The organism is Hahella sp. HN01, assembly GCF_018986435.1.
GTDB lineage: Bacteria > Pseudomonadota > Gammaproteobacteria > Pseudomonadales > Oleiphilaceae > Hahella.
Window position 1 is genome coordinate 1 of record NZ_JAHMIN010000052.1, and the last position, 10901, is coordinate 10901.

Below are 10901 nucleotides of genomic sequence, written 5' to 3' on the forward strand. Positions count from 1 at the left end.
GACGATACGCGCGGACAGCTCATCAAGGCCAGAGTATTACAACTCGCAAACAGGCCGGATATACGGCAGCAACCTACCTTGTTATCAAAGTCTGAAGCCCTTGCAAAACAGGAGGAGACCATATACGGAAAAGCGAAGCGCCTTCCGACGCCATGCTTCGCTTCTATGTTATTAAATTATTTTAATTCAATGGATTGAGAAGGTTTATTAAACCTGTTTGTTAGATGGCGCGGCGCGTATCCAACCTACTTTGGGGTGTCAGATTGCCGAGGTAATGGCAGTAGGAGTGCATCAGGCCGTCTTAATGCTACCCAGCCTAATTGCAGGGTTACTGTGCGGTGATTTAAATGAGCTAGATTTTATTATGTACCGCCAGACTCAGTCGTAGCACAGGAACTGTTGACGGAAAAGAGGATAATGCAATGCCGAGGGATATTAAAAATAAAATGCTGGTTTACCATCTGACTGCGCTGGAGAACCTGCCATCTATTCTGACTAATGGGCTAATGCCGCGCGCTGAGCTGCAGGCAAATTCCTTCGAGGATATTGCAGATTCTGAGATAATTCGATCCCGTGCCGAACAGAGTTTAGATGGTTATGTACCCTTTCATTTTTTCTCAAAAACACCTTTTGACTACGCAGCTCAGCGTGGGAATATAGACGTTCCTTTTGTCTTGGTTGCGGTACGAAGATCTCATGCAAAAGCAAGGTCTTGGAAAATTATTCCAAGACACCCCTTATCTCTTAATAATGGCGAAAAAGTCGTAATTATGGAGTATGACCAGGGAATTGAAGCAATTAATTGGGCGCTGATGGAAAGCACCGATCACTGCTACGGAGCAGACTCTGATTATAAACAGGCATGTATGGCAGAGTGTTTATCGCCAACAGCCGTGAGTGCTGCCAATTTCCATTCAATATTTGTGAAAACAGACGAAGATAAGACTATCGTACTTGGCCAGCTAAAGGAGGCTGGCATTGACCTGCATGTTAACTTAGTTCCGACTATGTTTGTTAATTAATACAATGATCTATACCAGTTTGAACCCACAGAAAGCGCTTATCTGGCGCATTGTTCATCGTGAAAATGTCCCTTGGATTCTAGACCACGGTTTGCACTGTGGAAACAGTCAAGTTAGCTCCTCCAATTGGGTGAGTATTGGTAACCCCGAGTTAACTGACAAACGTGCGACGCATACAGTTCCTGTGGGACCCAAAGGATACTTGAATGATTATGTTCCTTTTTATTTCACACCGTTCTCGCCAATGATGAAAAATATTCACAGCGGATGGGGGGGGATTAAACAGCGACCGAATGAGGAGATTGTAATTCTCGTTTCCGACTTGTACCGTGTCAGCGAAATGGGGCTGCCCTTTGTTTTTACCAATGGCCATGCATATTACGCTTGGACCGACTTCTTCACTGATCTAGACGACTTAAAAAAAATTGATTGGACTATTATCCAGTCCAGAGATTTCAAGCGGGACCCCAATGACCCAGCCAAATTCGAGCGATATCAGGCTGAGGCGCTGATACATCAACATTGTCCGGTCGATGTCTTAAAGGGCATGGTTTGTTACACTGAAAACACAAAAAAACGATTGGATGGTTGGTTGCGAGAGCGACAAATAGCCATGCCAGTTCATGCGCGGCCAAGGTGGTATTTCTAATGATTTCGTATGCACAAGGCAACTTACTGGAAGCGGAAGTGGAAGCTCTAGTGAATACCGTGAATACCGTCGGTGTGATGGGGAAGGGTATTGCTCTGATGTTTAAAGAGCGCTTTCCCCAAAATATGCAGGCTTATGTCAGGGCCTGCAGAACAGGGGATGTGGTCACAGGGAAGATGTTCATCACTAAAACAAACGAGCTGATGGGGCCGAAGTGGATTGTTAACTTCCCAACGAAGCAACATTGGCGCGCAAAGTCCAAGATGGAGTGGATTGATGAGGGACTTGTGGATTTGCGACGATTTATTACAGAACACCACGTGAAGTCAATTGCAATTCCCCCGTTAGGTGCTGGTAATGGTGGCTTAAGTTGGCTGGACGTGAAGCGCCGCATTGAAAACGCCCTGACTGATATTGAGGGAGTAGACATTCGGGTTTATGAACCCACTGCAAAATATCAAAACGTTTCAAAAAAAGCGGGTGTAAGCGAGCTTACCACTCCTCGAGCAATGGTCGCTGAGCTTGTGCGCCGATATTGGATACTAGGCATGGAATGCAGCTTACTCGAAATCCAGAAGCTTGCTTGGTTCTTACAGCGTGTAATTGATGCGCAAGGTTTAAAAAATGACTTGGAGCTTCATTTTGAGGCCAATTACTATGGCCCTTACGCTAATAATCTAACTCATTTATTGAATGCTCTAGATGGTAGCTACCTTAAGTCTGATAAGCGCATTCCTGACAGTGAGCCTTTGGATGTCATCGCATTTAACGATACCAAAAGAGAATACGTTGAAACTTATTTGAACACAGAGGGGCAGCATTATTTGCCTGCATTAGAGAAAGCAAGCGAGATAATCAATGGCTTCGAATCACCTTTTGGGATGGAGCTGCTTGCTACTGTTGACTGGCTGCTAACAAGAGAAGGGTGTGAACCTACTTTGGAATCCATCAAGGGCGGTATTGCTCGTTGGCCCTCAGGGAAAAAGTGGGCTGAGCGCAAGCTCACTTTATTTGATGACAGAAGCTTGCAATTCGCAATAGATCGAATGAAGGCAGCTTCAATTTAAAAAGGGGAAGTGCGGGCGGGATCGCCCGCACTTATGGGTCGGTTAGTTCTGCAGTTGTTTTTCTGCGTCGGTTTTCCAGGGGGAGGCCAAGCCTAGCCTGAGGGAGGATTTGAACAGGCTTTGCGCTTCCGCCGCTTGGCCGCTCTTCTGTTTCACTTTGGCGTAATGGTAATTGATCGTCGGGTTGTTGGCGGCCAGTTGGTAGGCTTTGCCGATGTTGGTTTCCGCTTCGGTGACTTTGCCCAGGCGAAATTGTATCCAGCCCAGCGTGTCTAGAACGGTGGGGTTGATGGGAGCGAGTTTTGCGGCTTGCAGCGCCAGTTTCTCTCCTTCGCTGAGTTTGTCCGTTTCGCCCAGCAGGTACGCCAGATTATTCAGCGCGCCCAGGTGGGAGTCATTCAGACGCAGGACGCGGCGATAGGCGTCTATCGCCTGATCGGTTTTCTTGCCTTCCTCATACAGAGAGCCCAACAGGAACAATCCTTCGTGAGATTCTGGGTTATTTTTGATCAGGATTTCCATTTCCTGCTGCGCCTTGTCCAGGGTTCCCAGTTGTTTCAACGCCACGGCTTTGGCCATGCGCAAGGAGCTGGAGTCCGGCGCCAGTTGCAACCCTTTGTCGAACAGATCCGCGGCGGCGGCGTAATCCCGAGTGAAGGCGTGAAACGAGCCTGCGTACAGATAACTCTGCGGGTTGTCCGGGTAAGTCTTTAACAGGTCGCTGTATACCGCTTTGGCTTTAGTTGGATCGTTCTGCACCTGGTAGAGGCTGCCCAGGCGCTGATAGTAAGGGAAAGGCGCCTTGGATTGTTTGATTAGATCTTTGTAGACCTTCTCCGCCAGCTCCTGTTTGCCGGATTGCGCGAAATAATCGCCCGCCTGCACCGCCAGATTTTCCGGCAGCTCTTTGTCTTTCAACGCCTTTTGATAGTCACTGACGGCTTTATCGTGATCGTCTTTCTTCGCGTAGGTCAATGCGCGCTGGAAATACGCCAGTCCCCAGTCCGACTTTAATTTCAGCAACTGGTTGAAGCTGTCGAGGGATTTATCCAACTGACCGGCGTCGCGCTGGGCGATGCCCAGAGCCAAAAGGGGCGCAGGTTGTTTGGGGGAGAGCTTCAGCGCTTTCTGGAACAGGGGGATGGCCGCTTCCGGGCTTTGATTGGCCACATAGGCGTTAGCGAGCAGCACCAGGCCGACGGCGTTGTCGCTGGTGGCGTCAATGATTGGGGAGAGCAGCTTGATGGCTTTGCCTGACTCGCCATTTCTGACGTATTGCTCCGCCAGATTAAGCTTTACTCCTACGTAGTCCTCGGGGGTGTTGGCCAGGCCTTTCTCCAGATGCTCTATGGACTTGGCGACCTCGCCTTGTTCCTGATAGATCAAACCCAGCCGTTGATGCGCGCGGGAATCGTTGTCGTTGTAACCAACGGCGGTTTTATATGCGTTAAACGCCTTCTTGGGTTCTTTCAACGCGGTGTGAACATCGCCTTGCTTGGTCCAGGCGGAGCTTTGCGTGGGCGCCAATTGCGTGGCTTTTTGCAGTAGCTTGAGGCCGTCCTTGAGTTTTCCCTGTAACGCCAGCACCGTTCCTTTCAGTTCCAACGCCAGTGAGTTGTTTGGCTCTTTGGCGAGAATCTGGTCCAGCAGTTTCTGGCTCTGCATAAATTTTTGTTGTCGGATCAGGTCCAGCGCAGTGGCGAGATCCTGATTGGCGGGTTGTAGCTCGCCGCCGGCGGGAGGCGCGTCAAGAAAGAAAAGGCTGGTGTCGGACTGAGCGGAGCTGGGTTGCGTAATGGCGGCGTGACTGCCGCCAACGGCGAAAAAAATCGCCAGCGCTAAAGAGAGGCGTTTGTTCATCGATCGGGACCTTATAGTTCTCAGACATTTGGGAGCATCATGCTGTTGTCAGAGTGTAATCCAATATGAGGGATAAAAAAAAAGGGCGTTAAACAACGCCCTTTATTAGTAGCGGATTACTTAGCTTTTTCTGCGACGAACCAGCAAGCCAACCAGACCCAGACCCATCAACGCCACGCTGGCGGGTTCTGGAACAGTTGAGCTGACAACGATATGGTCGCGCTCAGTAGCGACTCTGCCGCCGTCAACAGTGGCGTAGATGTCGAAGTCGTAGGTGCCGGGAGTTGTGCCGGTGAAGGTGACTTCGAAATCATAGGTCGCAGCGCTGTCGCGGGTGTAGGAGCCGTTATAAGACGCAGGAGACACGGATACCATGCCGGGAGGCGCGCCAGAGATGTCGAGCGCCACTTCAGTATAGGAAGAAATAGCGGTCGAAATGGCGTCATTGATAGTGTCTACCAATGTGGTGGTGTCGATGCCTGCGTGATAGGTGCCGCCGGTCGCCGCGGTGATGCGGGAGGCCTGGCCAGTGCCATCTAAACAGAAGCCGAATGAGCAGTTGGCGACGTCAATCGCTTCCACCTGGATGCTAGCTGCCTGCAAAGCGGCGGTTGCGCTGGCTTCGGTTGAACCCAAAGAGGGGTCATGGCCCGTTGCGTCGCCGAACCACAGCAGGATGCGCTCAGCGTCTGGACGCCATGAAATGGTGGTGGCGACCTGTTCCAAAGCGTAAATGTTCGCTTCAGGGAAATCGCCACCGCCGCCGGCGGTCCAGGTGTTGATCGCTGCTTGCGCCGCGGAGGTGTCGCTGGTCATATCGGTCAGGGTGCGATAAGCGAAGAAATCGGTGGCGTCACGATAGCCGCCTACGCCGAAGTTAATGTCGCCAAAGCCCGCTGCTGTGCCCAAGATAGAGCTGGCGGCGGCTTTAACCGCTGCAATCTCTCCACTCATACTGCCGGTTTCATCCATCAGGAAGAATACGTCTACCTTGGATGTGCTCGCTTCGGCGTCAACGGTGACTGTCTTGGTGATGGTCACGCTTTCGCCGACATCAAGCGTCGCAGAGAAAGTAGTGGGAGAGATGGAGTCCGCCATCGCCGTAAACGGCAGGAAAGCGGTAAAGGCGAGTGAGCACGCTAGTCTTTTCATTGTTACCTCCTGGTGTGGGTTGTAGTTAGATTTAGTACTGCAATGAAAAATTTCTTGAGATTGCTCAGGGAACCTATAAGGCACAAAACAGGCCAATCTCTTTAAAACCCCGCTTATTGGGGTGTTTCTTAACTCTTTTAGGAAGTGGCCAATCGGGAACTGTAAATTCGTTATATAAGTATTTCCACTAAAGGCCAAAAGGCTTATTCCATTAAGGATAATTTCGCAAAAATCGGGGGTTTTGTATACAAAGCTAAGCGCCTGTTTTGTATCGTTTTTGTGTGATCTAACGATAGGCCTAAACGCCCCTGGCGCAAGGGTTAGATTGAATTTTAAACAACCTGAAATTTAAGAAGGTGTAAATTCTTTGAACGCTGTCGAGGGATCTACAGAAAACGCAGGTGAGGCGTTAACTGTTTGTGTGAAGGGGAAAAAATAGCGCTGACGGCTTGGTCGCTATCAGCGCTCAAATATGGCTATTTAACCAGCAAAGGAAGAGGCTTTCTGTCCATCTGTCTGACTATATCTCTCTCTGTCTGCCGGATTAACTTAAGGCTGAGCGGCGTACCACACGTTGCCTACGCCATGGCCCGTCGCGTCGCCTTGCTGACGGTCGCCAACCCACAGATACAGAGGCTGGTTCTTGTAAGCCCACTGATAAGTGCCATCTTTACGGCCGACGATCGTGAAGTCGCCCCAGGTTTTAGCTTCTTTCTTGGCGAAAAAAGGAGGCCAGCTGTCTGCGCAGGAGTCGTAGCAGACAGACGCGCCATTGCTGTCTTTGGTGAAGGTGTACAGCGTCATGCCTTGTGCGTTGGCGAATACTTCACCGACAGAGGTAGAAACTTTGGTGACGACCTTAGAGGAGCTGGCGCTGGCTGAAGAGGTTTTCAGCAGGCCGCCGGTGTTGTCGTAGGAGTTGCTATAGCCGTCAGAGCTGGCGTAGCTGTTGCCGCTGTAGCTCTTGCTGGAGCTGGAATACTTTTCATCGCAGTAACGATCCGCTTTGCCTTCAGCAAATACGGCGGAGGTGAAACCAGCGGTGGCGATCATCAGAGTGGTCAGTGCGGCGAACTTTTTCATCTTTCTATCCTTTATCTATCTAAGTGTGATCTATCTAAGTGTGGCTAGCGGGTCTCGGACCCTGAATTTGAAACTCGTAGATAAAGACGACAGGGATGCGGCGTTTGGATGCAAAGAAATTAAAAAAATTTCTGATTTCTGAATTTCACTTTAAAAACAACTCTTAAGGTTCCGTTAAGAATGCGCCGTTAATCTGCGTACATGAAACAAGGAGAGGGCGCTAACCCGCCGCGGAAGTACGGCGGCTCTCTCTAAAAATCATAAAAGAACGAAACACCCTCAATAATGCATAAAAGGAATCTTAATCATGGCTAGTTACATCTATCTTCCCGTTGTCGGTCCGGAAATGATCGCACTGTCCGCGCAACTCGCCGGTGTCTTGAACGCCACCGTGATTCAAAAACCGCGACTCAGATTGCCCACCTCGCCAGGCTGTCTGTCGCGTCTACACGCCACTGACACGTTGTATATTTTCACTCATGGCGCGGGCAGGGGCGATACGGCCACCATCGCCGCCAAAGAGAACGGCTGGTTGCCGAGAAACCGTCAGCACTACGATAGAGAGACGAAGCATTGGGTAGGCGGGGTGTTCAAAGCGTTCACCACGGAGCAGATGGCGGACGACTTACGCGAGGAAGGTCTGCCGCTGAACTTCATCGATGTGCACGTACTGGCCTGCGGCGGCGGATACGCCGGCGCGTTGTCCCCCTGGGTGGAGCGTTTCTGCACCAAACTTTCCAGAACCCATGTCTTTGTTGAAGTCACCGGATATCAAGGGTTCGTGCATATCTCCACCGGCTCTATCCGCGTCGAAGACCGCAACGATCGCGGCGCCCGCAGCTTCTACAGCCTGGAGGAAAAAGCCGTGGTTTACCGCTCCGGTTATGCGGAAATGACCGCCGGCCGCGGCAGATCCTCCTTCGCCCGTCCCATCAATACGCGGGATCGGTCGCACCATAATACCTAAGGGCGATTGCACCAAATATGTAAGGGAAGTTGCAAAGGGGGGAGCGCTCTCTCCCCAGGCGCAATAAACGGATAACCCGATCCTTGAGCGCCTGTTTCCTCACAACACTCCAATAAGATGCGAAGCCTTGCCCCAATAAGACACTGTCCATTCATTGTTCGAATACGTGATTTCGGAATAAGCGCAATTGAAGTGGGTGTACTGGCTGGCGCTGGTTTGGTCTTGGGCATGTATCCACCAGATCAGCGCCTTTAAGAAGTTGCCGTGGGTGATCGCCAGGAGGGTGTCATCTTGATGATGGGTTGCGAGCCGATTCAGGAACTGGCTTGCTCTTTGCGCGACTTCCGCCAGGCTCTCGGAGTTTTCGCCGGCTTTTTGGTGGGGATGTTCTCCCCGGATAATGGCCCTGGCGGAAGGGTCTCTTCGGTCTATGTCATGCAGGGGCAGGCCTTCATAGGAGCCGAAGTTCTGTTCTTGCAGCAAGTCGCATACTTCAAAGTCCGGCGAAATGACCTTGCATGTTTCCATGCAGCGTAAAGCGGGCGATGAGTAAACCTTGGCGAAGCGGTAGTGCTTCACTTCCGTCGCCAGCCTGTCTGCTTGCGCTTTGCCCTGGTCCGTCAGGCCGGAGTTGAGACGGCCTTGCAGGCGACCTTGTTGATTCCAGATCGTCTGGCCATGCCGCGCCAGGATGACTTTCATGCTATCCATTTCGTTCCATTCCACTACTTCACTGATTCTCTATTCTGAACGACCGAAAGATTGGCACTGTAGGGCTAACCTGGATTATTGTCGAGGGTAAGCAATTTCTTATTTCTTTTGGGGGGGGAGAAAGAAAATGAACTTCGATAAGTTTAAAGAAGAGACATTAAAGGGCCTGCGCGCTTCGGCGGAATCTTATGCGGAGATGATTCTGTCCGAACCGGAAACCATGGCGGAATTAACCGACGCCAGCGATGAGGCCACACGAGAGGAACTCATTGACGAAATCGTCGACACCGCCTGGGAGCGCAACGGCGAAGCCTGGTTCGAACGCTTTGTTATCGAGCCGGGACTACCCGACGACATTGAGCCAGGCGATTTAATGAAAATGCTGAGGCCCAGCGCCAAATACCGGGAATGGGTGCAGGCGGTGATTGAGGAAAGGGTCTCGGAGGGTTGAATATGGTAGAGTCCGCCCCCGAAATTTATTGGGCGATTAATTAGCGATATGGCGACAAGCAATGAAACTCGGTGGGAGCTGTTTGTTCAAGAGGTGGCCGAACATGGTCTGGTGTGGACGATCGAAAATGCCTGCTTGGCGTGAATTACAGTGGTAAAACCAATGTTGGATTGGACTTGCCTATTGATGAAGTCATCAATGCCGTTAAGATGGCGCGGTCAAATCTTGGTTAGCTAGAACACATGCTGGTAGCAATATTAAAAGGTGCTCTCTTTTAGGTATTTTCCTAAAGGAGAGAAGAGTGAAGAAACGTGAAGTTCGTCTTATCAAGGCGTTTGGGCGCAATGAAGCAGGGCTGGCGGATTTACCTAAGAAGGTGTCCGGCACAACGGTTTCGAGAGTAGTTCTGGGGGAAGAGTGCGGTTGCTCGCGCTGCTTTCCCCACGGTTTTGAAACCGTCAACGCCACAAGTCCCCAACGCAGTTGGAAGACGCATCGTAAAACCAAATGGAAATAAACGGTGATAAGGGCGCCAAAGTGCGCTCAACATCGCTGCTTGCAAAAGAGAACGGGGCTTTACGCCCCGTTTTTTAATTCAACGCCGCCTTCAGCACTTTGTGCTCATCTTCGCTGACGCCGAGTTTCCAGTAGCTGGAGATGTACAGGTCGCTTTTTTCCAGTCCTTCCTGGGCGCGGAAGTGGTCCCGCAACTGGCGCATGCTGTTTAGTTCGCAGGCGCACCAGACGGAGGGACGTCCTTGCAGCCAGGGCAGGTCGCGGACTTTGTTCAGCAGCAGGTTGCTGTCGACGCCGGGGTGGGGATTAATCAGCCAGTGCACGTCGAGGTTGGCGGGGGTCTTGAGGGGCTGGATATCCGCCTCGCTGATCACCTCAATCACCGCATAGCCCCTCGCATTGGAGGGAAGCTGTTCCAGGTTGACGCTGATGGCGGGCAGGGCGGTCATGTCGCCGACTACCAGAAACCAGTCCGCTTCCGTATCCACCAGTTTTTTCGGGCCAGGGCCGCCGATGAGAATCTGCGAGCCGATTTCCGCCTGGATCGCCCAGGTGGAGGCGGGGCCGCCGTCTTCATGAATGACGAAATCTATGTCGATCTCATCTTCTCTTTGCGCGCGCACGGTATAGGTCCGCATCAGCGGGCGCTGCTCGCCGTCGCGGGGGAACATCAGTTTGACGTATGCGCTTTCCTGGTCGGCGGGAAAGCTGGCGATGCCGTCGCCGCCCAGGGTGACGCGCAACATGTTGGGAGTAATCGATTGTCTGCGAACCAGTGTCAGTTCGCGGGGCGCAGGTCTGCTCATTTCATCCTCGTGAATTCAGTAAAGATAGGGCTCCATTGTGAGGAGCGGCTGTATTCAGTGTTTGAGGTTTTCCGCCATCGCATTCGCGAGTTTGACGAACTCCCGGATCTCATCAGCATTGAGGCCTTGCGCCATGCGGCTTCCCGCCAGCGCTTCCACCTCTTTTATTGTCTTGTACGCGTCAACGCCTTTCTGGGTTAAATGCAGTAGTTGGCTGCGTCGATCTTCAGGGTTATCCCGTTTTTCAATCAGCCCTTCCTCCAGCAGATCTTTCACCACCCGCGTGATCTGCGCCTTATCCCGCTGCAGGCGTTCTGCAATCACCTGGGCGGTGCAAAGAGTGTTTTTTTCACGGGCATGGTTGATCACTTTCAGCGAGCGTATGTGGGAAACCGCCAAAGTCAGATTGACCTCCTGATACGCCTGACGCATCGCGCGTTTATAAGCATGAAGCAGACGGTGCAGGGACTCTCCGACGCTGGTTTCCGGGACGTTGTTTTGTGGCATGATTCACAGTTTAGGTTAGTTGACTATGTCAACCATAATGGCATTGGTTGATACTGTCAACTAAAAAGACTATCAATTAAACAGTAAGCTTAAGCTGTCGGGAAATGAGT

General features: G+C 51.4%; 13 protein-coding genes. 7 read left to right on the forward strand and 6 right to left on the reverse strand.

Annotated features, from left to right (window positions below; all coding sequences use genetic code 11):
- The 4 genes from KP814_RS29645 to KP814_RS29660 form a co-directional block, all read left to right on the forward strand.
- On the forward strand, positions 1 to 198 hold a 198-nt coding region (locus KP814_RS29645), incomplete at its 5' end, for a hypothetical protein (RefSeq protein WP_216740169.1).
- Positions 199 to 422: 224 nt separating this feature from the next.
- On the forward strand, positions 423 to 1022 hold the full coding sequence (locus KP814_RS29650; RefSeq protein ID WP_216740170.1) for a DarT ssDNA thymidine ADP-ribosyltransferase family protein: 600 nt from the start codon (positions 423 to 425) through the stop codon (positions 1020 to 1022).
- Between the two features lie 19 nt (positions 1023 to 1041).
- Positions 1042 to 1671, forward strand: a complete 630-nt coding sequence (locus KP814_RS29655; protein ID WP_216740171.1) for a DUF4433 domain-containing protein — start codon at positions 1042 to 1044, stop codon at positions 1669 to 1671.
- The gene (locus KP814_RS29660; RefSeq protein ID WP_216740172.1) at positions 1671 to 2738 is read left to right on the forward strand and encodes a macro domain-containing protein; all 1068 of its coding nucleotides are present in this window, start codon (positions 1671 to 1673) and stop codon (positions 2736 to 2738) included. Before KP814_RS29655 ends, KP814_RS29660 begins: the two co-directional genes overlap by 1 nt.
- A 42-nt stretch (positions 2739 to 2780) precedes the next feature.
- On the opposite strand, the gene KP814_RS29665 is transcribed toward KP814_RS29660, so the two are convergent.
- The 3 genes from KP814_RS29665 to KP814_RS29675 form a co-directional block, all read right to left on the reverse strand.
- A complete protein-coding gene (locus KP814_RS29665; protein WP_216740173.1) occupies positions 2781 to 4598 on the reverse strand; it encodes a tetratricopeptide repeat protein in 1818 nt (605 codons plus the stop codon).
- Between the two features lie 120 nt (positions 4599 to 4718).
- The gene (locus KP814_RS29670) at positions 4719 to 5750 is read right to left on the reverse strand and encodes a vWA domain-containing protein (protein WP_216740174.1); all 1032 of its coding nucleotides are present in this window, start codon (positions 5748 to 5750) and stop codon (positions 4719 to 4721) included.
- A 549-nt stretch (positions 5751 to 6299) separates the two neighbouring features.
- Complete coding sequence (locus KP814_RS29675; protein WP_216740175.1) at positions 6300 to 6833, reverse strand: hypothetical protein; 534 nt, start codon at positions 6831 to 6833, stop codon at positions 6300 to 6302.
- A gap of 307 nt (positions 6834 to 7140) precedes the next feature.
- Here KP814_RS29675 and KP814_RS29680 point away from each other — a divergent pair, with 307 nt between their 5' ends.
- Positions 7141 to 7800, forward strand: coding sequence for a hypothetical protein (locus KP814_RS29680; RefSeq protein ID WP_216740176.1), 660 nt, complete (start codon positions 7141 to 7143; stop codon positions 7798 to 7800).
- 99 nt (positions 7801 to 7899) lie between these two features.
- Here KP814_RS29680 and KP814_RS29685 read toward each other — a convergent pair whose 3' ends face one another.
- A complete protein-coding gene (locus KP814_RS29685) occupies positions 7900 to 8511 on the reverse strand; it encodes a histidine phosphatase family protein (RefSeq protein WP_216740177.1) in 612 nt (203 codons plus the stop codon).
- Between the two features lie 127 nt (positions 8512 to 8638).
- On the opposite strand from KP814_RS29685, the gene KP814_RS29690 reads away from it, so the two are divergent.
- Both KP814_RS29690 and KP814_RS29695 read left to right on the forward strand, forming a co-directional pair.
- The gene (locus KP814_RS29690) at positions 8639 to 8962 is read left to right on the forward strand and encodes a hypothetical protein (RefSeq protein WP_216740178.1); all 324 of its coding nucleotides are present in this window, start codon (positions 8639 to 8641) and stop codon (positions 8960 to 8962) included.
- A gap of 301 nt (positions 8963 to 9263) precedes the next feature.
- Positions 9264 to 9479 carry a hypothetical protein gene (locus KP814_RS29695; protein WP_216740179.1) on the forward strand — a complete coding sequence of 72 codons (216 nt, stop codon included), beginning with the start codon at positions 9264 to 9266 and terminating at the stop codon, positions 9477 to 9479.
- 73 nt (positions 9480 to 9552) lie between these two features.
- Here the strand turns inward: KP814_RS29695 and KP814_RS29700 are convergent, their stop codons facing one another.
- Positions 9553 to 10284 (reverse strand): siderophore-interacting protein, encoded by a 732-nt coding sequence (locus tag KP814_RS29700; protein ID WP_216740180.1) that lies wholly within the window; start codon positions 10282 to 10284, stop codon positions 9553 to 9555.
- A 54-nt stretch (positions 10285 to 10338) separates the two neighbouring features.
- The gene (locus tag KP814_RS29705; RefSeq protein WP_216740181.1) at positions 10339 to 10791 is read right to left on the reverse strand and encodes a MarR family winged helix-turn-helix transcriptional regulator; all 453 of its coding nucleotides are present in this window, start codon (positions 10789 to 10791) and stop codon (positions 10339 to 10341) included.
- Positions 10792 to 10901 lie beyond the last annotated feature (110 nt).

Bases quoted from the DNA above. Each gene is read 5' to 3' on its own strand.
- KP814_RS29650 (WP_216740170.1), top strand. From the start codon at position 423: ATGCCGAGGGATATTAAAAATAAAATGCTGGTTTACCATCTGACTGCG.
- KP814_RS29660 (WP_216740172.1), top strand. From the start codon at position 1,671: ATGATTTCGTATGCACAAGGCAACTTACTGGAAGCGGAAGTGGAAGCT.
- KP814_RS29665 (WP_216740173.1), bottom strand. From the start codon at position 4,598: ATGAACAAACGCCTCTCTTTAGCGCTGGCGATTTTTTTCGCCGTTGGC.
- KP814_RS29670 (WP_216740174.1), bottom strand. From the start codon at position 5,750: ATGAAAAGACTAGCGTGCTCACTCGCCTTTACCGCTTTCCTGCCGTTT.
- KP814_RS29675 (WP_216740175.1), bottom strand. From the start codon at position 6,833: ATGAAAAAGTTCGCCGCACTGACCACTCTGATGATCGCCACCGCTGGT.
- KP814_RS29680 (WP_216740176.1), top strand. From the start codon at position 7,141: ATGGCTAGTTACATCTATCTTCCCGTTGTCGGTCCGGAAATGATCGCA.
- KP814_RS29685 (WP_216740177.1), bottom strand. From the start codon at position 8,511: ATGGATAGCATGAAAGTCATCCTGGCGCGGCATGGCCAGACGATCTGG.
- KP814_RS29690 (WP_216740178.1), top strand. From the start codon at position 8,639: ATGAACTTCGATAAGTTTAAAGAAGAGACATTAAAGGGCCTGCGCGCT.
- KP814_RS29700 (WP_216740180.1), bottom strand. From the start codon at position 10,284: ATGAGCAGACCTGCGCCCCGCGAACTGACACTGGTTCGCAGACAATCG.
- KP814_RS29705 (WP_216740181.1), bottom strand. From the start codon at position 10,791: ATGCCACAAAACAACGTCCCGGAAACCAGCGTCGGAGAGTCCCTGCAC.